Source organism: Buchananella sp. 14KM1171 (assembly GCF_041380365.1).
Classification (GTDB): domain Bacteria; phylum Actinomycetota; class Actinomycetes; order Actinomycetales; family Actinomycetaceae; genus Buchananella; species Buchananella felis.
On record NZ_CP159981.1, the window covers coordinates 1402717 to 1425865 of the forward strand.

Here is a 23149-nt window from a genome sequence, read left to right on the forward strand (position 1 = left end):
CTGGCCATTCTGCGCCTGTGGCTTGCCCTGGGTGGGCCAGTCACCCCGGGTGAACTGTTGCGGCTGCCACTATTCATTCTGCGTCGACACGCGGAATTCATTTGTTGAGTTGCAACAATGGCACAGTTTTAGGTTATTGTTTGTTACGAGATCTTTGATCTGCTCAAATTAATCAACCACGTCCCACATACTGAGGAGACTCCATGGCCTGGAAGACCAAGACCGAGCGCTTCATGCTCGACGACATTGATGGCTCGACCGCTACTGAGGAGATCTCGTTCGCATTCGAGGGTGTCGCATACGAGATCCACCTGAATGAGGAGCACGCTAACGAGCTGCGTGAGGCTCTTGCCAAGTTCGTCGACAATGCTCGCCGCGCCGGCGGTCGTCGCCGCCGCCGCGCCGGTGCCGCCACCGGCCGCACCTCTGACGCTGCCGCCATCCGTGCCTGGGCCCGCTCTCGCGGCATCGAGGTGCCGGACCGCGGCCGAATTCCCGCCGACGTCCGCGAGCAGTACTACGCTGAGGTTGGCGCCTGAGCGCCTTCCATCCCGGTACCCGAGGAAGCGAAGGAATATGACCTACAAGCTAGTACTTCTCCGTCACGGTCAGAGTGACTGGAACGCCAAGAACCTGTTCACCGGTTGGGTTGACGTTCCGCTGTCTGACCTGGGCCAGCAGGAGGCCCGCCGCGGCGGCGAGCTGCTGAAGTCTGAAGGCATCGCCCCCGACGTTGTGCACACCTCCCTGCTGCGCCGCGCGATCATGACCGCGAACCTGGCGCTGGACTCCGCTGACCGCCACTGGATCCCGGTCAAGCGCAACTGGCGTCTCAACGAGCGCCACTACGGTGCCCTGCAGGGCAAGAACAAGACCCAGATCCGCGACGAGTACGGCGACGAGCTGTTCATGGAGTGGCGTCGTTCCTACGACGTTCCGCCGCCGGCCATCGAGCTGGGCAGCGAGTTCTCTCAGGACACCGACCCGCGTTACGCGGGCGAGCCGATCCCGGCCACCGAGTGCCTGAAGGACGTGCTCGAGCGCATGCTCCCCTACTGGGAGAACGAGATCGTTCCGGACCTCAAGGCCGGCAAGACCGTCATGGTGGCCGCGCACGGCAACTCCCTGCGCGCCATCGTTAAGCACCTGGACGGCATCTCCGACGACGAGATCGCGGGCCTGAACATCCCCACGGGCATTCCGCTGGTCTACGAGCTGGACGAGGACCTCAAGCCGGTCAAGGCCGGCGGCACCTACCTGGATCCGGAGGCCGCTGCGGCCGCCATCCAGGCTGTGGCCAACCAGGGCAAGGCCTGATCCCAGGCTGCCCGAAAAACGGGGCGGGGTGGAACCGATCGGTTCCACCCCGCCCCGCCCCTGTATCTGGGACACCTCCCGGCGCTAGTCTGCGCTGGCCACCACCTCGGTCTCGACCTGGGCCGTGAGCTGGCCCGTGACCAGGTAGGAGACGCGGTGGGCCAGCGAGACGGCGTGGTCCCCGAAACGCTCCAGGAAGCGGCCCAGCAGCACGGTGTCCACCACCTGCTGGCGGGTCATCTGGTGGTCGTCGTTGAGCGCGTACTGGAAGGTCTGGCGGTGCAGCTGGTCCAGCACGTCGTCCTCGCGGGCGATCTCAGCGGCGATGGACAGGTCCTTGGTGTCCACCAGTTCAATCACGCGGCGGGCCACGGCGCTCGCCTGACGGCCCATCTTCACCAGCAGGTCAAGGACGTCGGCGTCCACTGCGGCCTGCGGGTAGCGGCCGCGCGCGATCGAGGCGACGTGGCGGGCCAGGTCTCCCATGCGCTCCAGGGTCTGGGACATGCGCATGGCGGCGACCACCAGGCGCAGGTCTGCGGCCACGGGCGCCTGGCGGGCCAGCAGGGAGATGCAGAACTCGTCCAGGGACCGGTGCAGGTCGTTAATGCGCTCGTCTGAGTCGATCACCTGCTCGGCGAGCATCAGGTCCCCGGTGGCCAGGGCCTCGGTGGCCTTTTCCATCGCGGCGGCCACGTAACCGGCCATCAGTCGCAGGTCAGACCCCACCTGCTTGAGTTCCATGTGGAAAATCTCGCGCACGTCTTATTCCTCCAAAGCTCTGGACCGGGAGGTCCGGTGTTGGACCCAGTTGTGTGGCACGCCAAGTGTTTGACCTACCAGGGCCGACACTACTTCACCAGCCGCAAGTGAACGCCCGGCGCAGGCTCGGTTAACAAACGGCAAAGTTTGCGCCCTCGCCGGGTGTCCTGGCCGGTGCGCCCGATACGCTTCGACCCATGCCCCAGTCTTTGCTCGTGTTGGCCGGCCTGCTCGGCATCTTTGTTGGGGCGGCGGCCGTCTTTTCCTTCCAGCTTTCTGACCGCCAGTTGCGGCCCGCCCCCGCAACGGGGGACGACGCTGAGCTGGACGCCCTTTCTGTGCTTTCCGCCCTGCGTTCCTCCGTGGTGCTATTGGATGAGGACGACGACGTTCAGCGCGCCTCTGCGGGCGCTTACGCGATGGGCATTATTTCTGCCGACCGGCTAGCCAACGCCCAGGTGGCCAAGATGGTGGAGGAGACCCGGCGCACGGGACTTCCCGCCAGCGAGAAGCTGGCGTTGCAGCGCTCGCGCCTGGAGGGCAGCGGGCTCATTTACGTGGACGTGCACGTGGCGCAGCTGACCCGTGGGCGCGTGCTTTTGCTGTTGGACGACCGCACCGAGGCCACGCGGCTGGAGCACACGCGTCGGGACTTCGTGGCTAACGTGTCCCACGAGTTGAAGACCCCGGTGGCGGCTATCGCGATGCTGGCGGAGACGGTGGAGGCGAACGCGGACGACCCGGAGGTGGTGCGCCGCTTCTCCGGGCAGATGAGCCTGGAGGCGCTGCGCTTGGGCAAGCTGGTCCAAGAGATCATCGACCTCTCCCGGCTGCAGGAGCCCGACGCCCTGGTGGACCCGGAAATCGTCTCGCTGGATGCCGTGGTGGCGGAGGCCGTGGACCGCGTCAAGGTGGTGGCCCAGGCCGCCCAGGTGGAGCTCGTCGTGGGCGGCGACACCGGAGTGCATGTCTACGGGGATGCCGGGCTGCTGGCCACCGCCGTGCGCAACCTGCTGGACAACGCGGTGCGTTATTCGCCGGCCCGCACGCGCGTTGCGGTGGGGGTGAACGTCGTCGGAATGGAAGTGCGCGTGGCGGTGGTGGATCAGGGCATCGGTATCGCCCCCGAGCACAAGGAGCGCATCTTCGAGCGCTTCTTCCGCGTGGACCGGGCGCGCTCGCGGGAGACTGGGGGCACCGGGCTCGGCCTGGCGATCGTCAAGCACGTGGCCGCCAACCACGGCGGGAGCATCCAGGTGTGGTCCGCGCCGGGCAAGGGCTCCACGTTCACGCTGGTGCTGCCCGTGGCCACACTGCCCACAGACATGCAGGAGGCGAAATGACCAGGATCCTGGTGGTGGAGGACGAGGCCGCGATCCGCGAGCCCCTCATGTTCTCCCTGCAGCGCGACGGCTTCGAGGTGGTGGGCGCCGCCAGCGGTGTCGAAGCGCTGGAGCAGTTCGCCCAGCACGACCCGGACATGGTGCTGCTGGACCTGATGCTGCCGGGCAAGTCCGGCACCGAGGTTTGCCACGAGATCCGGCGCTCCTCCCAGGTGCCCATCATCATGCTCACCGCCAAGAGCTCCGAGATCGACCGGGTGGTGGGCCTGGAGATCGGGGCCGACGACTACGTCACCAAGCCCTTCAGCTACCGGGAACTGGTGGCGCGCATAAAGGCCGTGCTGCGGCGCGGCAGCCGGGAGGCGGCCGCGCCCGCCACCACCGTGCTGCAGGTGGGGCGGGTGCAGATGGACGTGGAGCGTCACGAGGTGCGCGTGGACGGGCAGGTGATCTCCCTGCCGCTGCGGGAGTTCGAGCTGCTGGAGCTGTTCCTGCGCAACCCGGACCGGGTGCTCACGCGCGGGCAGATCATCGACCGGGTGTGGGGGCCCTACCACGTGGGCGACTCCAAGACGCTGGACGTGCACGTCAAGCGGCTGCGCTCCAGGATCGAGGAGGAGCCCGCCAACCCTCAATTGCTGCGCACGGTGCGCGGCCTGGGGTACAAGTTCGTCACGCCGTAAAACTCATCTTTGCCCTGTTTTCCTTGGAATTTCGTGGTATTCTTGGGGGGCGCGAATTCCTAGGAGTATTCAATTATGAGTTTCAGTGTCGGTGAAACAGTCGTCTACCCGCACCACGGTGCTGCCACGGTTGAGGCAATCACGGAGCGGGTGATCCGGGGAGAGAAGCGCACCTACCTGACGCTGCGCGTTAACCAGGGAGACCTGACCATCCAGGTGCCGGCTGACGCCGTGGACCTGGTGGGCGTGCGCGAGGTGGTGAACGAGGACGGCCTGGAGGCCGTGTTCGACGTGCTGCGCGCCGACTACGCCGAGGAGCCCACCAACTGGTCGCGTCGCTTCAAGGCCAACACCGAGAAGCTGGCCAGCGGCGACGTGGTCAAGGTGGCCGAGGTCGTGCGCGACCTGTCCCGCCGCAAGGCCGGGCGTGGCCCCTCCACCGGCGAGAAGCGCATGCTGGTGCGTGCCCGCCAGATCCTGGTCTCCGAGCTGGCCCTGGCAGAGGGCGTGGACGAGTCGGTGGCCGAGGCCCGCCTGGACGAGGTCCTAGAGCTGCCGGCCTCTGAGTAACCCGCCGCGAAAGCGCCTGCACAGCCCCGCTGTGTGGGCGCTTTCCGTTCCCGCCAAGGAGCAAAAATGACTGACGTGCAGCCGCAGGCCTGGGCCGTGCTCACCGCCGCAGGCTCGGGCACCCGCCTGGGCGCCAACCTGCCCAAGGCCATGGTGGAGGTCGCAGGCGCGCCCATGCTCGCCCACGCCCTGAGCGGCCTGCTGGCCTCCGGGGTGGTGGAGCGCGTCGTGGTCACCGCTCCCGACCAGTGGCTGGGCCAGTTCACCGAGGTGGCCCGGGCCGCCGCAGCCCTTGCAGGCCCCCGAGCCCCGGGCGGCGCCGGCGAGGCCGAGCACGTGCGCGTCGTGCCCGGCGGAGCCACCCGCCAGGCCTCGGTCGCCGCCGGGCTGGCCGAGCTCGCCAGGTGGGCAGCGCAGCCGGGCACCGAGCCGGCTGCCGCACCGGCCGCCACGCCGGGTGGCGCGCCAGCACAGGGGCAGAAGGCCGACGTCGGCCACCAACAAATCGTGCTGGTGCACGACGCGGCGCGCTGCCTCACCCCGCCAGCCCTCATCGCGCGCGTGGCCCAGGCCGTGGCGGCCGGACACGGCGCGGTGGTGCCCGGCCTGCCAGTGACCGACACGATTAAGGAGGTAGGCGGGCAGGGCAGCGTCGTCCAAGTGACCGCCACCCCGCCGCGCGCCCAACTGCGCGCCGTGCAAACCCCGCAAGGATTCACCTGGGACGTCCTCACCCGCGCCCACGCCGCCGGCACCGGGCGCGCCGGAAACGAGCAGGACGCCGCCAGCGACGACGCCGCCCTAGCCGAAGCGATCGGTGAGGTAGTGGCGGTGGTGCCGGGGGAGTCGGCCGCGCTGAAGATAACCACGCCCCTTGACTTGTACCTAGCCGAAAAACTCGCGGCAGACGCGGCAGGAAATTAACAAAAAACCCGCACCTGGTGCGCCGAACTAGGGAATTGGCTAGCGCAAGCCCTAGGCTCGCCTAGCGTGAGCACAACCCACAACAGTTCCGCCCCTGCGGGAGACGCCCTCCCCGCCGCGACCGAGGGCGGCGCAGCTGCCACCGTCGAAAGCGCCGCAGCGCCCCCGAAACGAAAGGGCAAGCGCGGCAGGCGCGAAAAGAAGAACAACGAGATCTGGAACTGGCCAGTCATCGCCTGGGCACTGTGGGACTGGGGCTCCTCCGCGATGGCCGCCATCGTCACCACGTTCGTCTTCAGCGTCTACTTGACCTCCGAGGCCTTCGGAAACGTGGACGTCTCCACCGCCCAGGTCAGCGCCGGCCTGGCCATCGCCGGACTCATCATCGCCATCCTGGCCCCCATCAACGGCCAGCAGGCGGACAAGGCCGGCAAGGGCGTGCTGCTGCTTGGCTTCAACACCTTCATGATGATCCTCATCATCGTGGCGATGTTCTTCGTGAACCCGCGCGGCGACTACCTGCCCGACTGGCTGATGCAGGCCATGCGCGCACTGCCTGACTTCATCCTGCCCGACGACGCCTCACCCACCCAGGTCATGCTGGTGCTCGGCATCATCCTGCTGGGCCTGGGCAACATCTTCTTCGAGTTCGCCTCCGTCAACTACAACGCCATGCTCGCCGCCATCAGCAACGAGCGCACCATCGGGCGCGTCTCCGGGCTCGGCTGGGGCCTGGGCTACCTGGGCGGCATCGTGCTGCTGCTGCTGGTTTTCGTGGGGTTCATCAGCCCCGAGGTCGGCTGGTTCGGGGTGACCCCCGAGAACGGGCAGCATGTGCGCGTCACCATGCTGGTCAGCGCCCTGTGGTTCTTCGTGTTCGCCATCCCCGTGCTGTTCACGCAGAGCGGCGTGGGCAAGCGGCGGGCCGCCAAGAAGCTGCTGGCCCGCGCGGACCTGTCCAAGGCCGACCTGCCCACCACCGTCGCCCTGGTGCGTACCGCCGCCGCAGAGACCAAGGGCAAGGGCCTGTTTAGCGCTTACCGAGCCGTGTGGGGCACCATCCGTATGCTGGCCAAGAAGAGCCCCTCCACCCTTTTGTTCCTGGGCGCGTCCGCGATCTTCCGCGACGGCCTGGCCGGCGTGTTCGCCTTCGCCGGCATCATCGCGCTGGGCACCTTCGGCTTCGCCGACGGCGAGGTGATCGTGTTCGGCATCGTCGCCAACGTGGTGGCCGGCATCGCCACCATCATCTTCGGCGCCCTGGACGACAAGCTGGGCCCCAAGACCGTCATCATCATCTCCCTGGTCTCCATGATCCTCTCCGGCATCGGCGTGTTCCTGCTGGCCGGCGGTGGCAAGGCCGTGTTCTGGGTGCTGGGCCTGATCCTGTCCATCTTCATCGGCCCCGCCCAGTCCGCCTCCCGCACCTACCTGGCCCGCCTGATCCCCAAGGGCCGCGAGGGCGAGATCTTTGGGCTCTACGCCACCACCGGGCGCGCCGTCTCCTTCCTCTCCCCGGCCCTGTTCTACGGCGCCATCAAGCTCGCCCAGGGCATCCTGGGGCCGGGCGCGCGCGTGCAGCACTACGGTCTGCTGGGCCTGATCCTGGTGCTGTTCGTGGGCCTGCTGCTCCTGCTGCCCGTGCACGCCGTGGCCTCCCCGAAGGCCGCGCGCAACGGCAAGTCCGTGTCCAGCGACGTCTTCGGGGAGAAGTGATGCTGCCCCGCACCGGGATTGGCACCGACGTCCACGCCTTCAGCGCAGACGCCGAGCGCCCGCTCATGGTGGCGCTGCTGGAGTGGCCCGACGGGCCCGGCCTGGAGGGGCACTCGGATGCCGACGTGGTGGCGCACGCCCTGTGCGATGCCCTGCTCAGCGCCGCCGGGCTGGGGGACCTGGGGTCCAACTTCGGCACCGCAGAGCCGCAGTGGGCCGGGGCGCCCGGGCGGGTGCTGCTGGCCGAGGCGTGCCGGCGCGTGCGGGCCGCAGGCTTCGAGGTCGGCAATGCCTCCGTGCAGCTGATCGGGCAGCGGCCCCGAATCGGGGGGCGGCGCGGGGAGGCCGAGGCGGCCCTGACGGAGTGCGTGGGGGCCCCGGTAGCCTTCAGCGCCACCACCACCGACGGCCTGGGCTTCACCGGGCGCGGGGAGGGCGCCGCCGCGATCGCGACGGCGCTGGTCTACCCGGCTGCCTGAGGGGTTTCTACGGCGAAACTTGTCCAAACGCGTTGAGCCTTGTCCATAGCGGGGCCGCCATCTCCCGCGCTGCGCAGGTCCGCCCCTCCCGGTCTCCCGCGCTAAACCGGTCGACCTAGACCTTGTGCACTCGACCTAGACTTTGCGTGGTGTTCTAAGGTCTAGGTCGGCTGCATAAGGTCTAGGTCGTACGAATTTGAAGCAAATGGACGACGTTCCGCCCACACCACGCGCGGCTCGGTGCCCGGAGCCTGGCGGGCTACGAGAGGGCGTCGCGGGACCTGCTCCACACTGAACACTTCACCGGGACCGCCTGCCGCGCCGCTGGCCAGGTGCAAAGGTGTGGCAAGGTGGCAACGTCGTCCATCTACCGGCCTGCCGCGCGCAGAATGCGGCCGACCAGTCGGTTTGTGTCTGAAAACTCGTCCCACCTGACGCGCACCACCTGCCACCCCGCATCCTGGAGGTCGCGCTGCCGATCCCACATTTCGCGCTTGGCGCGCTCAAATTCGGCAGTGGTCGTGCCGAGCTTGGCCATCCCATCGAACTCGAATGCCAGGCGCCGGTCAGGCAACGCCATGTCGATGAAGTACCGGTTACGCCCAACCCATTGTTCGCACTGGGTGACAAGCGGTTCGGGGAAGAGCTGCAGTAGAAGATGGTGCAGCTTGGCCTCTGCGGGGTTCTCACAGCCGGCGTCAGCGGACTGAAGTATCTGGAGCGCCCGCCGACTGCCGTTGGTTGGCCCGCAGGTGTCTAGCAGTCTCTGCAGCGTCGCGCGGGCGCTTGCTTCTCGGGCTCTGGAGCCGACCAGATCGAAACGGTCGAAGGCGCTTAGCCTGCGCAGTATCCCGCTCACCGCGATGGCGGCCTCCTCTTCCGGAGCGGTTAGGGCAATCTCAACGGCCGTCTCCGGCAAAGAGTCCACCAGCAGGCCGGCTACCTCGATGGGCGGGAGCCGCTGGGCGCTCCAAACCTGCCGCAGCCGTTGCTCGCATCTCACGCCCTGGTGAACAACTGGTGGCAGCGAGCGCATTTTGGTGGGAGTGGGTGACCGAAGTGAGATGGTTCTGTGTGGGTACAGCGTAGGAATGCCGTGCAGCAATAGTGCTGTTTCACGCGTGAAAACAGGAGGAGTGGGGCGTGCTTTGGCGGTCGCGGTGACGGCTGCCAAGTGGATGAGATGGCGAATCTGCCAAGGTGAGCGGTCATTATCTGCAGAGCTGGGGATCAGGTGCCAGCCACGACAAATCTTTGTGCCGCAGCTGGGTGTGTAGCGAAGGCCGTCATGGCTGGTATGGCGCAGCCTGAGTTGTATCTCCGCGAGGTCGTCTTCGATGGGCATGGTCATACAGTCAAACGGACGACCGCGCTGCGCCAACCGGGTATGCGCGTGCGGTGAGCCCGGTGTCAGTCACTTGCGTCTGGGGATAGAGCTGCGGCGGGTGGTCTGTGGATAGGTTCTCTCCCTTGATCGCTAAACCGGTCGACCTAGACCTTGTGCACTCGACCTAGACCTTGCGGGGTGTTCTGCGGTCTAGGTCGGCTGCATAAGGTCTAGGTCGTACGAATTTGAAATACGGGAACGACGTTCCGCCCTCGCCTCGCCACACCTTGGCCCGTCTGAGGCCCGCCGCGCCGGACAACCCCCGCGCCCGGGGCCCGCCCCGCCGCGCCGCAGCGGCAGCCCGGTAGGCTAAAGCCCGTGAGCCTGCAACTGTTTGATTCCGCCTCCCGTAGCGTGCGTACCTTCACCCCGATCCGTCCGGGACAGGCCAGCATCTACCTGTGTGGGGCGACGGTGCAGGGCAGCCCGCACATCGGGCACTTGCGGTCGGGCCTGGCGTTCGACGTGCTGCGCCGCTGGCTGCTGGCGAGCGGCTACGAGGTCACGTTCGTGCGCAACGTGACGGACATTGACGACAAGATCTTGGCGAAGTCCGCGCAGGCCGGGCGCCGCTGGTGGGAGTGGGCCTACCGTTTCGAGCGGGAGTTCACAGCCGCCTACGACGCGCTGGGCGTGCTGCCACCCACCTACGAGCCGCGCGCCACGGGCTACGTGGGCGAGATGGTGGCGTTGATCGGGGAGCTGATCGAGGCGGGCCACGCGTACGTGGGCAACCCGGGCAACGTCTACTTTGATGTGCCGTCCTTCCCGCAGTATGGGGCGTTGACGAACCAGGGCGGGGACGATGCCACGCAGGCCAGCGAGGACGGCGAGGGCGACAAGCGTGACCCGCGCGATTTTGCGCTGTGGAAGGCTGCGCGCCCGGGTGAGCCGGCCGACGCCGCCTGGGACACGCCGTGGGGCAGGGGCCGCCCGGGGTGGCACCTGGAGTGTTCGGCGATGAGCCGCCGCTTCTTGGGCCCGGAGTTCGATATTCACGGGGGCGGCATCGACCTGCGCTTCCCGCACCACGAGAACGAGATGGCGCAGTCGCGGGCGGCCGGGGACGGTTCGGCGCGTTTCTGGCTGCACAACGCGTGGGTGACGATCGCGGGGGAGAAGATGAGCAAGTCGCTCGGTAACTCCCTGGTGGTGGAGCAGATTCTGCGCCAGCACAGCGCGGCGGTGGTGCGTTTGGCGTTGGTGAGTGTGCACTACCGCTCGACGGTGGAGTATTCGGACGAGACGCTGGCCCGCGCCGCGACGGTGTGGGAGCGTCTGCGCGGTTTTGTGGAGCGCGCCGCAGAGCAGGATGAGTCGGTGGCCGCCCCCCTTAAGGGGGAGCGGGTGGACGACGCTGCCGCCCCGGCCGCCCCCACCGAGCAGCCTGGTTTCGGTGAGGCGGGCGCCGGGGAGGGCGCGGGCGCGGGCGCCGAGAGGGCGAGCGCGGTGCCGTTCCCGCAGGCGTTCGCGGCCGCCATGGACGACGACCTGAACGTGTCCGCCGCGCTCGCGGTGGTGCACGAGCGGGTGCGCGAGGGCAACTCGGCGCTGGCGGCGGGGGACGCCGCCAGCGCCGCCCGGGCCGCCCGGGAGGTCCGGGTCATGCTGGAGGTGCTGGGGCTGGATCCGCTCTCCGAGCAGTGGCGCGGGCAGGCCACGGGCGCTGCGCAGTCCCAGCCGCGCGAGCGCGCCCTCATGACGCTGGTCAAGAGCGCCCTGGAGGAGCGCCTGGCGGCCCGCCGCGAGAAGAACTGGGCCTTGGCGGACGCGGTGCGCGACCGTCTGAGCGCCGCCGGTATCGTGGTGGAGGACTCGCCCAGCGGGCCGCGCTGGCACGTCGACGAGAATTGATTAGCCCCGGCCCCGGCCGGGCAGTGACTAACTAAGTAATGTGGGCGGCAGGGAAAGCGTCGTCCAACTGCAAGGAGAAGTAATGGCTGGAAACTCCCAGCGGCGCGGCGCCGTGCGAAAGGTCGGCTCCAAGAAGGGCGCGCACAAGGGCACCGGCGGGCACGCCCGCAAGAAGCTCGAGGGGCGCGGCCCCACCCCGAAGGCGGAGGACCGCGCCTACCACCCGGCCGCGCGCGCCAAGGCGAGGGCGGAGAAGCGGGCGCGCGACGCGAAGTCCGTGGAGGGCATGCGTTCCCCGCGCCTGCGCCCGGGCCTGAAGCCGAAGGCCGGTAACGAGCTGATCAGCGGCCGCAACCCGGTCAGTGAGGCCGTGCGCGCCGGCATCCCGATCCAGCGGGTGCTGATGGCTCCCGGCGGCGTGAGCGACGATCGCGTTGCCGAGGTGGTCCGCGAGGCCGCCGCCCAGGGCGCGCCGGTGATCGAGGTGACGCGCGGCGAGCTGGACAAGCTCACCGACGGCGCGGTGCACCAGGGCGTGGCCGTGGAGATCCCCGGCTACGAGTACGCCAGCGCCCTGGACCTGTTGGAGGCGGCCGACGCTGCCGGGCACGCCCCCCTGATCGTGGCGCTGGACGGCGTGACCGACCCGCACAACCTGGGCGCGGTGCTGCGGTCGGCGGGCGCGTTCGGGGCCGACGGGGTGCTGATCCCCTCGCGCCGCAGCGCCTCCATGAACGCCACCGCCTGGAAGGTCAGCGCCGGCGCGGCCGCGCGCGTGCCGGTGGCGATGGCCACCAACCTGACTCAGGAGCTGGAGCGGCTGAAGGAGGAGGGCTGCTTCGTGGTGGGCCTGGACGGCGGCGGGGACGTGATGGTGCGCCAGCTGGAGCTGGCCACCTCCCCGCTGGTGTTGGTCACCGGCAGCGAGGGCAAGGGCCTGTCCCGCCTGGTGCGTCAGGCGTGCGACGCGATCGTCTCCATCCCGATCGCCGCGTCCGTGGAGTCCCTCAACGCCGCCGTGGCGACGGGGATCGCTCTGTACGAGGTCGCCCAGGCGCGCGCCGCAGAGTAGAGCTTGCTGGCACGGGCTACCGGGAGGTGGTCCGCAGCGGGTCCCGGGTGGGCGGCTGGTTTCCCAGCCGCCCACCCGGCTTTTGCCCGGGGAGCCTGTGGGGTTCAACGCGAGCGGCGTGCCTGCGGGCGCCCACCTACGGCCATGCCCGGGGGAGCCGTTCGCGTCGGCGCCTAGCGCGGAGCGGGGTCGGCGGCACCCCCGCCCCGGCCCCGGCGGGCGTGGCGCGCGAGCGCTTTTGTAAGGCCCATCCCACGGCCGCCCACTCCCCGGCCTCGGGCCCCTCAACTACACTCATGCCTGGGAAAAGGTGCCCGGTGCCCGGCCTCCAATCGAGGGGGCGCCGGGAGGAGCGTCGGGCACGAATCCCCGCCCGGCCGCACGGCATTGCGGCCCGGGAAAGCCCAACCTGCGCCACGACTCCGCGGCGCAAAAGGAGAAAACAATGCCCGCAGTGATCGTGCTCGGCGCCCAGTGGGGCGACGAAGGCAAGGGCAAGGCGACGGACCAGCTAGGCGCGGACGTCGACTACGTGGTCAAGTTCAACGGCGGCAACAACGCAGGCCACACCGTCGTCATCGACGGCGAGAAGTACGCCCTGCACCTGCTGCCCTCGGGAATCCTCTCCCCGGGCGTCACCCCCGTCATCGGCAACGGCGTGGTGGTGGACCTGGAGGTGCTCTTTGACGAGATCACCCACCTGGAGGCCCGCGGCATCGACTGCTCTCGCCTGCGCATCAGCGCAGACGCGCACGTGATCCCCTCATACAACCGCACCCTGGACCGCGTCACCGAGCGCTTCTTGGGCGCCCGCCAGATCGGCACCACCGGTCGCGGCATCGGCCCCACCTACGCGGACAAGATGAACCGCGTGGGCATCCGCATCCAGGACCTCTTCGACGCCTCCATCCTGGCGCAGAAGGTGGAGGGCGCGCTGGAGCAGAAGAACCACCTGCTGGTGAAGATCTTCAACCGTCGCGCCGTGGACCCGGCCGCCGTGACCGAGGAGCTGCTGAAGTACGCCGAGCGGGTCCGCCCGATGGTCGTGGACGCCTCCGCCCTGCTCAACGACGCCCTGGACGCCGGCAAGACCGTGCTGTTCGAGGCCGGGCAGGCCACGATGCTCGACGTCGACCACGGCACCTACCCGTACGTGACGTCGTCCTCCGCGACCGCCGGCGGCGCCTGCACCGGTAGCGGCGTGGGCCCCACCCGTATCGACCGCGTGGTGGGCGTGGCCAAGGCCTACACCACCCGCGTGGGCGAGGGCCCGTTCCCGACCGAGCTGCTGGACGAGGTGGGCGACGGCCTGCGCGCCAAGGGCGGCGAGTTCGGCACCACCACCGGCCGGCCGCGCCGCTGCGGTTGGCACGACGCCGTGGTGACCCGCTACGCCACCCGCGTCAACGGCCTGACCGACCTGGTGCTCACCAAGCTCGACGTCCTGACCGGTTACGAGCGCATTCCGATCTGCGTGGCCTACGACGTGGACGGCGTGCGCATGGACGAGATGCCGATGGACGAGACCTCCTTCCACCACGCCAAGCCGATCTACGAGGAGATGCCGGGCTGGACCGAGGACATCACCGGGGCCCGCACCTTCGAGGAGTTGCCCAAGGCGGCGCAGGACTACGTGCTGCGCATCGAGGAGCTGGGCCGCTGCCGCGTCAGCGCCATCGGTGTTGGCCCGGGCCGCGAGGCCACCATCTCCCGTTTCCCCCTGCTGTAGGCAAGAGCCAGCTGGGGAGGACCTAAGGGCTTGGGGGTGACGGTCGTTTGACCGTCACCCCCAAGCCCTTAGCTGTGCGAAAAGTCTGGCGGCGACGATGTCCCTAGCTGTGGAGCGCGCCCCTAGCCCAAGCTGTGCGGGAGGGCTGGAAGTTCGCGTTAACTAGCCCCGGGGGCGGCGTGTGGCCGCCCCCGGGATGGTCCATGTTGTCCCTTGGTCAGCCCTGCGGCGGGTATGGCTGCTGCGGGGGCATCGGCTGCTGGGGCTGAGCCGGGTACGGCTGCTGGGCCGGGTAGCCCTGCTGCGGCGCCACGGGCTGCTGGGGCTGAGCCGGGTACGGCTGCTGAACCGGGTAGGCCTGCTGCGGCGGGAAGTGGTGCGCTGCCTGGGGCTGAGAGCCCTGAGGTCCTGCCTGGCCAGGGCCGTATGAGTTGGGAACCGGATAGGGCTGAGCCAAGGCAGCGGCGGCGGCCTTCTTCTTGTTGTTCATGATGAAGAAGGCAGCTACACCACCTCCAACCAACAAGACACCGCCTACCAGGAGGATCCACAGCAAGTAGTCGCTCTTGCTAGGGATCATCGAGGCCACAATGGTGCCGCCCTGCTGGAAGTCCTCAAATTTGGAGATGGTCACCTTGTTGCCATCGATGGAACCGATCGTGGATTCGCTTACCTTGCCTGGGAAGGTCATGGTGAAAGAGAAGTCGAGCTGGTTCAGGAAACCTTCCACCCGATCCATTTCGGGATCGTTGAACGTGGAACCGTCGATTGTCACCGTTACGGTGTCGCCCTCGAAAACGATCCCCATCCCGTCGGCGGTATCGACCGGCACACTCTGCGCCGTCAGCTTGCAAACTGGTGCGGTGTCGGTACCGACGTTCTCCATGGTGAAGCTACCTTCGGGCAGCGACTGGGAAGACTCTTCAAACATCGAAGCGCAGAAAGCCTCAGGGTCGTTCGAGCCGTCTATGCCGTACATCTCGTGGAGGTCAACCTCATACACGATGTCCACGGTTTTATCGACGTTCAGGCCGATGTCCATTTTGATTGAGCAAGAAGAAAGCAGTAGTGCGACTGGCAGCAGCACAGCAGCCAGAATTCGATTGCGTTTGCGCGTCTTGATACCTGTTGCCATACGCGGATTATGCCGCACGGGCTTCTAGCGTGGCAGGCGGTTAGAGCGGCGTTTTGGGCATCGCTTCAGGAGTGTGCCGCCGTGTGCCGGCAGGAGGCTCCTACCCCGGTGAGGGTGTGGCGTGGGCCCAGTTGAGCCTCGAACACGGCTGGGCTCCGGGTGTGTTGAACCCCGCGCACGGTTGATCCCAAGGGGCAGGCCCTTTAGGGGGTCAGTTCACTTGAGGCGGCGCGATGAGGGTCGCAGTCCAGGTTGCCGACACTGCCTTGGCGTCCGCCACAGCGAGGCGGCGCGATCAGGGGTGCGGTGGTTGGTGGAGCGTGGTGGCGAAGCGGTGGCTGAAAAAGGTTGTCCGGGACGGCCAGTGGCCGTCCCGGACAAACCGAGAAACCTGCGCTATTCACCGCGCATGGTGTTTAGGGAAGCCGCTGCTCAGCCCTGCGGCGGGTAAGGCTGCTGCGGGGGCATCGGCTGCTGCGGCTGGGTCGGGTAGCCCTGCTGCGGGGCCATCGGCTGCTGCGGCTGAGCCGGGTAACCCGGCTGGGCACCCATCGGGTAGGCGGCCGGGGCCTGCGCGGCCTGGGCCTTCTTCTTGTTCACCAGCACGACGGCAACCACACCGCCCACGGCAACCAGACCACCGATGGTCAGCAGGATCCACATCAGGTTGCCGCCACCGACACCGGAGGAGGTCATGGAGGCAACGATCGTGACGCCCTTGGCCAGGTCCTCAACGTTGTTGATGGTGACCTTGTTGCCGTCGATCTCACCAACGCTGGCCTCGCTGACCGGGCCCGGGAAGGTGAAGGACATGGAGAACTTGATCTCGCCGCCCAGCATGCCCAGCTGGCCGGTCATGTCAGAGAACTGGTTGCCCTCGATCGTGACGGTGACCTTGTCACCCTCGAACTTGAAGCCAGAACCGGCGTCTTCGGTGGAGATGCCCTTGGCGGTCAGCTCACACTTCGGGGAACCCTCTCCACCCAGGTCCTTGACCTCGATGGTCGCGCCCTTGAGCTGAGCGGTGGACTCGAAGCTCTCCTGCATGCCGGAGCAGAAGTTCTCCATGTCGGGGAAGCCAGCCAGCTCGGGAGCGTCAACGAAGAACGTGAAGTCCAGGGACTTGTCGGTGTTGATGGTCCAGTCCGCCTTGACCTCACAGGCCGAAAGCAGGAGGGCGACGGGGAGCAGAATCGCAGCCAGAATGCGGTTGCGCTTGCGGGATGAAGTGCTGTTATTCATGCGGCAAGTATCTCACGTCACAAACAGGCGCGGGCTTATGGGTGTGGATAGTGACGTGTTTCCCTGCGGACTAAGGCGCTGGGAAAGCCGGCCCGGACGGGCCCCTGCTATCCGGGCCCGTCGCCCGGACCAGCGTTGCCGACCACTCTCGGGTGGCTCCTGCCAATCCCGTTGCTCGCTCGGGCATGCCGTCGTTGCGAGCGTGGGGAGGCGGGCGGGTGAGCAGATGCGTGCCCGGGTGCGTTATGGCCGCCGGTGCGAACTTGGGGAGGAGAGCGTGCGCAAACAGTTGAGCCCTTATTGCAGCTCCCGAGCCTTTGTTGTAGCTCCTGAGCCTTTGGGCGACCTATTGGTCCGTTAATCGGCGTCGTAGAGCCACAAGAGGTGCAAGAACGCAGCAACCGCTACAACAAAGGCTCAACAGGAGCCACAAGGGCTCAACCGTTTGCGCAACACCGACCCGGCGCAGCCTGCGGAGAGCCAGCTGGCGCAGGCAGAGCGCGAGCCGTCGTTCTGGACGTCGGCCGAGCCTCCGGCGTGGTCCGCCGGTGCCCGCTCCCGGTTCTTGGCCCGGGGCGGCCAATCTGCGCCCGCCCATTCTGAATCCTTCTAGCTCCTCGGGCTCCCGCCCCTGCGGGGATGAGCCGCCGCCCGCCCCGAGTGCACCATCGCTCCTCGCTCCGGCTCCCGCCCCTGTGGGGATAAGAGCAGAACCAGCGCACCGGTCGGTGGGCTCGAAGCGTGCTGTTGCGCCAACGTCTGTGAGGCTCCTCAAAAGCATTGGGTGGGTCCGACGTCGTCGGACCCACCCAATCCAGATCGTGAAGCCCCGAAGACTAGGGGCCAACCCGGTGAGAACTACTGCTGCTCGGGTGCCTGCGTGGGCGGGCCCCAGTTCAGCGGAGCCCCGGGCTGAGCGGGGGCTTCGGGCTGGGCCTGGTCGGCCGGGGTCGCCGGGGCCGCCGGGGCGGCCTCAGGAAGCTCTGCGGCAACAGCGACGTTCTGCTCGGCCACGGGTGCCGACTCAGCGACAGGCTCGGCAACCGGCTCAGAAACGGGTGCGTCCTCGACCTGGACCGCCTCAACAGCCGGCTCCGCCACCGGCGCAGGCTCCACGGCAACCTCCGCCGTCGGCACGGCAACCTCCGCCGCCGGCTCACTAGCCGGTGCGGCGACCGGCTCACTTGCCGGCTCAGTGACCGACGCTACCGTCTGGGCAGCCTGCGGGGCCTCCCACTGCTGGGTGGGCGCTTGCGCCGGCGCGTCCGCACCCACCTGGTGCGCCCCGCCCTGCGGGAAGGAAGCGGACTGGAAGGCGCCTTGCTGCGGCGCGGCAAACGCCTGGGTGGGGGCTTGGCCAGCGCCCTGCGGCGCGGCAAACACCTGGGTGGGTGCCTGAGCGGCAGCCTGCGGCTGTGCGTCCCACTGCCCGGCACCCCACTGCTGTCCGACGCCCTGCTGGGCCTGCGCAGGCACGCCCCAGCCCTCGGCCTGGGCGCCTGCCCCATAGCCCTGGCCCGGTGTCCCGAAGCCCTGGCTTTGTGCCCCGTAGGGCTGCGCCGGCGCGCCGTAAGCGCCGCCATAAGCCTCGCCGCCTGCGGGTGCCCCGTAGCCCTGGCCGGCGTAGCCCGGTGCACCGGCTCCGTATCCGACCGCTCCGTGACCAGCAGCGGTGCCGTATCCAGCAGCGGCGCCGTAGCCAGCGGGAGCGCCGTAGGCCTGCGGCGCTCCCCGTGCCTGGCCGTAGCCCTGATAGCCGACGCCGCCCGGGTAGCCCACCCCATGCGCGCCCACGCCCGGCGCGGCTGCGGGGGCGGGGGAGGCGGCCGGCTTCCGAGAAAGCACAAACAGGTACACCGACAGCGCAATGAGCGCCAGTCCCAGCACCCCCAGTCCGATCCACGCCCAAATCATCTAAATCTGCCTCTCAGTTAACGGCGGCGGCGCCTGGTCGGCGGCCAAAGCCAAACGGTCCCGCACTCGCGCGCGGCCTACAGGCAAGAGTTTTACACGCCGCTACGGTTTTCGTGGAGGCTGGCTGCACCCTGTTGACGCCCGCGCCCCCTCGCGTCGCCCCTCGCGCTTGGAGCCCACCTGGCCTGCCCGCCCGCATGGCCGACGCTCCGCCCACCCTCCCCTAGCCGCGCCCGCCCCACCGCCGGCCTGACCTGCGCCCCTGCACTCCCACCCCGGCGCCTCCCGCAGCGGCCTCGGGTAGGCGCCGTGTCACCCAGTTCCCCCGTCGAAACTTGTCAAACCGCGCCGAGCCTTGTCATTAGCCACCCCGCTAAGGACAAGTCTCGTGAGGTTTGGACAAGTTTCGGCGAATCGAGGAGCGGCCAGACCCGGTGGGGGCGGGCAACCGGCGGGGCAGGGGGAGCACACCCACCGAGGCACCCCTCGGTTACGCCGGAAGCGACAAAACCACCGAGCACACCCGCCTCCCTCCCGACGGCCCATCCGGGGCGGCGAGGGGGAAAGAGGGGTGAGAGGAGCGTCGTCCATGGAGTGAGAAAACCGGGCGGCGCGGGGGAAAAGCGGCCCCGCCCTTTCGTCAGTCGCGTAAACGAGCCCACCCCATTGCGGCCGCCCAAACCCACCGGATAGATTCGCAAGCGAATTGCGCCAATCACACAGAGCCGTGCGGCGCACGTCACACTTCAGACTTGGGGGGACGGGACGTTGGCCCAAGAAAAAAGCGGGCGTGATGCGGTTCTATTGGAACGTCTGAAAAACTCAAGCCCAGGAGGCAAGTCCATGACCGTTACCGTTGAGGAGATCCGCGCAGCCGCGCCGGCTAACTGCCCGGCTGACGTGCTCGACTTCGTGATCCGCACCGCAGAGCTGGCCAAGCCTGCTGCCGTGTACTTCGCTGACGGTTCTCAGGAAGAGTGGGACCGCCTCTCCACCGAGATGGTTGAGGCCGGCACCTTCATCCGCCTGAACCCGGAGAAGCGCCCCAACTCCTTCCTGGCCCGCTCCCTGCCGAGCGACGTGGCTCGTGTTGAGTCCCGCACCTTCATCTGCTCTGAGAAGGAGGAGGACGCCGGCCCGACCAACAACTGGTGCGCTCCTGCCGAGATGAAGGAGACCCTGAACAAGGTGTTCGACGGCGCCATGGCCGGCCGCACCATGTACGTCATCCCCTTCTCCATGGGGCCGCTGGGTGGCCCGATCTCCAAGCTCGGTGTGGAGATCTCTGACTCCCCGTACGTGGTCCTCAACATGCGCATCATGACCCGCATGGGCGCCAAGGCCATGGACCTGATCAACGAGGGTGGCGAGTGGGTTCCCGCCGTCCACTCCGTTGGCTACCCGCTGATCGACGCTGACGGCAACAAGGTCGAGGATGTCGCCTGGCCGTGCAACGACGAGAAGTACATCACCCACTTCCCGGAGACCAACGAGATCTGGTCCTACGGCTCCGGCTACGGCGGCAACGCCCTGCTCGGCAAGAAGTGCTACGCCCTGCGCATCGCCTCCACCATGGCCCGCCGCCAGGGCTGGATGGCCGAGCACATGCTGATCCTGCGCCTGACCGACGAGAAGAGCGGCAAGCAGTACCACGTGACCGCTGCCTTCCCGTCCGCCTGTGGCAAGACCAACCTCGCCATGCTGCAGCCCACCATCCCGGGCTACAAGGTGGAGACCGTGGGTGACGACATCGCCTGGATGCGTCCCGGCCCGGACGGTCGCCTGTACGCCATCAACCCGGAGGCTGGCTTCTTCGGTGTTGCCCCCGGCACCTCCTACTCCACCAACCCGATGGCCATGGACTCCATGAAGGAGAACACCATCTTCACCAACGTCGCGCTGACCGACGACGGTGACGTCTGGTGGGAGGGCATGGACGGCGACGCCCCGGCCCACGCCATCGACTGGTTGGGCAACGACTGGACCCCCGAGTCCGGTGAGAAGGCCGCCCACCCGAACTCCCGCTTCACCGTTCCGGCCGCGCAGTGCCCGATCATCTGCGAGGACTGGGAGGCCCCGCAGGGTGTTGCGGTTGACGCCATCCTGTTCGGTGGCCGCCGCGCCACCAACGTGCCGCTGGTTGCCGAGGCCTACGACTGGGAGCACGGCGTGTTCATCGGCGCCACCGTCTCCTCCGAGATCACCGCTGCCGCCCTGGACCTGTCCGTGGGTGCGCTGCGCCGCGACCCGTTCGCCATGCTGCCCTTCTGCGGCTACAACATGGCCGACTACTGGGGGCACTGGCTGGAGATGGGCGAGACCCTGGGCGAGAAGGCTCCGCGCATCTACCAGGTCAACTGGTTCCGCAAGGACGACGAGGGTAACTGGCTGTGGCCGGGCTTCGGTGACAACTCCCGCGTGCTCGACTGGATCGTCAAGCGCGTCTCCGGCCAGGTTGAGGCCGTTGACGGCGTGACCGGTCGCTACCCGCACAAGGCCGACTTCAACCTGGACGGCCTGGACATGTCCGAGGCTCAGTGGGCCGAGCTCTTCAAGATCGAGCCGGAGCGCTGGCTGGCCGAGGCCGACCTGACCGAGGAGTACCTGGAGCAGTTCGGTGACAAGGTTCCCGCCGCCGTGCGCGAGCAGCTGGCCAAGCTGCGCGAGCGCGCTGGCGCCTGATCTCAGGTGAGGCCGCCGCTCTAGGCGGCTAGAGGCCGGGCCCCGCTTCTCCCGGTGTGGGAGGGGCGGGGCCCGGTCTTTTGTGTGGGTGGACGACGCTGCCGCCCGGGGTGGTCTGCGCAGGGAGACGGGGCGCCAGCTCGATCTAACCGATTGTTCCTCCAGTGCTCTGAAGGGGCCTCAACCCACTCCGACGTCTGTGCCGAGAAGAAGGGACGCGGTAACGAAGGCCGTGATCAATAGGACTAGGGCTACTGCGAGCACGACCACGTTTGCCGCAATCACGTAACGTCGAGTCCTGGATGGCCTCCACCGGACTGCAATCACTAGAGCGATTGCCGAGAGGGCGGCTGACACCCCAGCCGCGAACGGCAAGAGTGCCACGGAAAGTGCGGTCAAGATGATTGTCGGTGTGGTGGTCTTCTGAGGTACCACGTCACGCCGTGCGTGTGGGAGGTTGGCTTCGCCGAGTGTGTTGGCGATCGAGTCGACTGGGCCAAGCCTGTCCAGTATCTCTGCAACAATCTGCTGGTCTGGGAGCTCTTGCTTGACGAGGGCGAACTCGGAAACGAGATGCTCACGCACAGATTGTTTGATGATTCGGGCTTCGCTTGAATCGGTGCCTTCGAGAGCCGCGTCTAGGTCGCTTAGGTAGGTGCGCACAAGCGGATGGCCCATGTATGCGTTTATTTCGGTACCTGTTCTCATTCGTCCACGCCTTCCATGAGGTTGTCTACTTTCTCTGTGAATGTGCGCCATTCGGCAAGGAACTGCCGTAGCGCTGCTCGACCTTGAGGTGTTTGGCGGTAGTAGCGGCGAGGCGGGCCGGACTCGGACTCCTGCCAAAAGGTCTCCACCATTTCTTGCTTTCGCAGCCGTGCCAACAGCGGGTACAGCGAACCGCCATGTGAGATCAGCCCATCTTCGCTCAGTCGATTTGCCAGCTCGAGTCCGTAGGTCGGTCCTGAGTCCAGGTGCCGAAGGACGCAGTACTCCAGCACTCCCTTCCGCAATTGCACTACGACTGCAGATGCTCCATCGGTCATTTGCAAAACCTCCGGTACCTATTATAGTCAGATACCAGCCAGTGTGAGGTACGTCAGGGTGCCTCCATCCCTTGCCTGTGGGTGTGCACTGCCCGATGCGGTGTGCAGGGTGTTGGCTGGCACTGTGTCCCGAAAGGAAGCTCATTGTGAGATCGATGTTCAAGAGGGTCGCAAGCGTTGTCGCGTGCGCAGCGGCGTTCTCCCTCTTTCTGACCGCACCGGCAAAGGCCAGTAGTGCTGATGACATCCCGGCGATCACGGTGACGGAGTACAGCGAATATCTCGCTGATGAAGCACCTGAGTTGCTCGATGATTTCGAAGCTCTCACCGCAGTGGAGCAGCAGAAGTTTGTGGAGCTGTTGTCTAATCCTGAGCTATATGCGGAGGGCGCTGGAAGCCTTGAGGGGGTGGACGAAGGCAAAGTGGCAACTGCTCAAGATGCGTCACTCCGTTCTGTAGCGGTATCACCCTTTGCTGCATCCACTGATCGCTCGGTTTCATCCAATAGATGGGTGAAGGTACTCGGCCTGAAGGTTCTCGAGTATAGAGTTGAGGTGGGGTATCGCGTGACTGGTGGAAGGGTTACTAAGATCAACCACTCGAAGGCGGTTGTCGTGCGTAACCTGAACCCACTAGTCAAGACAGGTCAGACTTCAAAATCGGCATGGGTCGGTGCAGGTGGGCGAACTGCACGGTTGACCGCAACCTTCAACTATGACATTGGCCCGCTTAAGGGGCTTGCATTCCAGCTGGGGACGATCAATGCGGACCTCACGGGCTATCCGAACGGTGGAGTCAGCTCATACTGGTGGGGGGACTAGCGACTATTCCCTTAGGGCAGGGGGAGGTATCCCGTTCCTGTAGGTGTAATCCGCGGCAATGTTGGGACTGTTAGAACTCAAGGGCTCATGAAATCGCAATCACGGGCCGAGCTCTTCAAGATCGAGCCGGAGCGCTGGCTGGCCGAGGCCGACCTGACCGAGGAGTACCTGGAGCAGTTCGGTGACAAGGTTCCCGCCGCTGTGCGCGAGCAGCTGGCCAAGCTGCGCGAGCGCGCTGGCGCCTGATCTCAGGTGAGGCCGCCGCTCTAGGCGGCTAGAGGCCGGGCCCCGCTTCTCCCCACGTGGGAGGGCGGGGCCCGGTCTTTTGTGTGGCCTGGCGGGTGGACGACGCTGCCGCCCGGAGTGGTCTGCCAAGGGCGGCCGGGCGCGGGGCGGCCGGTAGGAGGCAGGGCGCGGGGCGGCCGGGCGCGGGTGGGCGATGCCGGCCCCGGTGGGTGAATTGAAGGGGTGCG

The 23149-nt window shown here is 67.3% G+C and carries 22 protein-coding genes; 15 read left to right on the plus strand and 7 right to left on the minus strand.

Translation table 11 applies throughout. The annotated features are described in order from the left end of the window. Positions 1 to 203: 203 nt before the first annotated feature. Both ABYF38_RS05470 and ABYF38_RS05475 read left to right on the plus strand, forming a co-directional pair. Positions 204 to 539 (plus strand): histone-like nucleoid-structuring protein Lsr2, encoded by a 336-nt coding sequence (locus ABYF38_RS05470; RefSeq protein ID WP_371151382.1) that lies wholly within the window; start codon positions 204 to 206, stop codon positions 537 to 539. 37 nt (positions 540 to 576) lie between these two features. Further along, positions 577 to 1317: a phosphoglyceromutase gene (locus ABYF38_RS05475; RefSeq protein ID WP_371151383.1), complete on the plus strand. Its 741-nt coding sequence runs from the start codon at positions 577 to 579 to the stop codon at positions 1315 to 1317. Positions 1318 to 1401: 84 nt separating this feature from the next. On the opposite strand, the gene phoU is transcribed toward ABYF38_RS05475, so the two are convergent. After that, complete coding sequence (phoU, locus tag ABYF38_RS05480; RefSeq protein WP_371151385.1) at positions 1402 to 2079, minus strand: phosphate signaling complex protein PhoU; 678 nt, start codon at positions 2077 to 2079, stop codon at positions 1402 to 1404. A 197-nt stretch (positions 2080 to 2276) separates the two neighbouring features. Here phoU and ABYF38_RS05485 point away from each other — a divergent pair, with 197 nt between their 5' ends. From ABYF38_RS05485 to ispF, 6 genes are all read left to right on the plus strand, one after another. Beyond that, the gene (locus tag ABYF38_RS05485; RefSeq protein WP_371151387.1) at positions 2277 to 3422 is read left to right on the plus strand and encodes a sensor histidine kinase; all 1146 of its coding nucleotides are present in this window, start codon (positions 2277 to 2279) and stop codon (positions 3420 to 3422) included. Beyond that, positions 3419 to 4105, plus strand: a complete 687-nt coding sequence (locus ABYF38_RS05490) for a response regulator (protein WP_371151389.1) — start codon at positions 3419 to 3421, stop codon at positions 4103 to 4105. The genes ABYF38_RS05485 and ABYF38_RS05490 overlap by 4 nt, the downstream gene beginning before the upstream one ends. Before the next feature lie 75 nt (positions 4106 to 4180). Further along, a complete protein-coding gene (locus ABYF38_RS05495; RefSeq protein ID WP_371151391.1) occupies positions 4181 to 4675 on the plus strand; it encodes a CarD family transcriptional regulator in 495 nt (164 codons plus the stop codon). Between the two features lie 66 nt (positions 4676 to 4741). Continuing rightward, positions 4742 to 5599: an IspD/TarI family cytidylyltransferase gene (locus ABYF38_RS05500; protein WP_371151393.1), complete on the plus strand. Its 858-nt coding sequence runs from the start codon at positions 4742 to 4744 to the stop codon at positions 5597 to 5599. A 66-nt stretch (positions 5600 to 5665) separates the two neighbouring features. Next, positions 5666 to 7315, plus strand: coding sequence for an MFS transporter (locus ABYF38_RS05505; RefSeq protein ID WP_371151395.1), 1650 nt, complete (start codon positions 5666 to 5668; stop codon positions 7313 to 7315). After that, entirely contained in the window at positions 7315 to 7794 is a 480-nt protein-coding gene (ispF, locus tag ABYF38_RS05510) for a 2-C-methyl-D-erythritol 2,4-cyclodiphosphate synthase (protein ID WP_371151396.1), read from the plus strand. Before ABYF38_RS05505 ends, ispF begins: the two co-directional genes overlap by 1 nt. A 367-nt stretch (positions 7795 to 8161) precedes the next feature. Here ispF and ABYF38_RS05515 read toward each other — a convergent pair whose 3' ends face one another. Next, positions 8162 to 9139 carry a hypothetical protein gene (locus ABYF38_RS05515; RefSeq protein ID WP_371151397.1) on the minus strand — a complete coding sequence of 326 codons (978 nt, stop codon included), beginning with the start codon at positions 9137 to 9139 and terminating at the stop codon, positions 8162 to 8164. 360 nt (positions 9140 to 9499) lie between these two features. On the opposite strand from ABYF38_RS05515, the gene cysS reads away from it, so the two are divergent. The 3 genes from cysS (at position 9500) to ABYF38_RS05530 (ending at position 13836) form a co-directional block, all read left to right on the plus strand. Next, positions 9500 to 11035, plus strand: a complete 1536-nt coding sequence (gene cysS, locus ABYF38_RS05520) for a cysteine--tRNA ligase (protein WP_371151399.1) — start codon at positions 9500 to 9502, stop codon at positions 11033 to 11035. Positions 11036 to 11117: 82 nt separating this feature from the next. Then, on the plus strand, positions 11118 to 12107 hold the full coding sequence (gene rlmB, locus ABYF38_RS05525; protein ID WP_371151401.1) for a 23S rRNA (guanosine(2251)-2'-O)-methyltransferase RlmB: 990 nt from the start codon (positions 11118 to 11120) through the stop codon (positions 12105 to 12107). Between the two features lie 445 nt (positions 12108 to 12552). Further along, complete coding sequence (locus ABYF38_RS05530; RefSeq protein ID WP_371151402.1) at positions 12553 to 13836, plus strand: adenylosuccinate synthase; 1284 nt, start codon at positions 12553 to 12555, stop codon at positions 13834 to 13836. A gap of 217 nt (positions 13837 to 14053) precedes the next feature. Here ABYF38_RS05530 and ABYF38_RS05535 read toward each other — a convergent pair whose 3' ends face one another. Then, positions 14054 to 14971 (minus strand): hypothetical protein, encoded by a 918-nt coding sequence (locus ABYF38_RS05535; RefSeq protein ID WP_371151403.1) that lies wholly within the window; start codon positions 14969 to 14971, stop codon positions 14054 to 14056. A 432-nt stretch (positions 14972 to 15403) separates the two neighbouring features. Beyond that, positions 15404 to 16213, minus strand: coding sequence for a hypothetical protein (locus tag ABYF38_RS05540; RefSeq protein ID WP_371151404.1), 810 nt, complete (start codon positions 16211 to 16213; stop codon positions 15404 to 15406). A gap of 445 nt (positions 16214 to 16658) precedes the next feature. Here ABYF38_RS05540 and ABYF38_RS05545 point away from each other — a divergent pair, with 445 nt between their 5' ends. Next, entirely contained in the window at positions 16659 to 16826 is a 168-nt protein-coding gene (locus tag ABYF38_RS05545) for a hypothetical protein (RefSeq protein ID WP_371151405.1), read from the plus strand. Between the two features lie 245 nt (positions 16827 to 17071). On the opposite strand, the gene ABYF38_RS05550 is transcribed toward ABYF38_RS05545, so the two are convergent. After that, positions 17072 to 18127, minus strand: coding sequence for a hypothetical protein (locus ABYF38_RS05550; protein WP_371151406.1), 1056 nt, complete (start codon positions 18125 to 18127; stop codon positions 17072 to 17074). 843 nt (positions 18128 to 18970) lie between these two features. Between ABYF38_RS05550 and ABYF38_RS05555 the strand changes: the two genes are divergently transcribed. Then, positions 18971 to 20809, plus strand: a complete 1839-nt coding sequence (locus ABYF38_RS05555) for a phosphoenolpyruvate carboxykinase (GTP) (protein WP_371151407.1) — start codon at positions 18971 to 18973, stop codon at positions 20807 to 20809. Between the two features lie 180 nt (positions 20810 to 20989). Here the strand turns inward: ABYF38_RS05555 and ABYF38_RS05560 are convergent, their stop codons facing one another. Together ABYF38_RS05560 and ABYF38_RS05565 are read right to left on the minus strand one after the other, a co-directional pair. Next, complete coding sequence (locus ABYF38_RS05560; protein ID WP_371151408.1) at positions 20990 to 21517, minus strand: hypothetical protein; 528 nt, start codon at positions 21515 to 21517, stop codon at positions 20990 to 20992. Continuing rightward, on the minus strand, positions 21514 to 21855 hold the full coding sequence (locus ABYF38_RS05565) for a PadR family transcriptional regulator (protein ID WP_371151409.1): 342 nt from the start codon (positions 21853 to 21855) through the stop codon (positions 21514 to 21516). Before ABYF38_RS05565 ends, ABYF38_RS05560 begins: the two co-directional genes overlap by 4 nt. Positions 21856 to 22001: 146 nt before the next feature. On the opposite strand from ABYF38_RS05565, the gene ABYF38_RS05570 reads away from it, so the two are divergent. Both ABYF38_RS05570 and ABYF38_RS05575 read left to right on the plus strand, forming a co-directional pair. Continuing rightward, a complete protein-coding gene (locus ABYF38_RS05570) occupies positions 22002 to 22676 on the plus strand; it encodes a hypothetical protein (RefSeq protein ID WP_371151410.1) in 675 nt (224 codons plus the stop codon). A 48-nt stretch (positions 22677 to 22724) separates the two neighbouring features. Continuing rightward, the gene (locus tag ABYF38_RS05575; RefSeq protein ID WP_371153000.1) at positions 22725 to 22922 is read left to right on the plus strand and encodes a phosphoenolpyruvate carboxykinase domain-containing protein; all 198 of its coding nucleotides are present in this window, start codon (positions 22725 to 22727) and stop codon (positions 22920 to 22922) included. Positions 22923 to 23149: the final 227 nt, after the last annotated feature.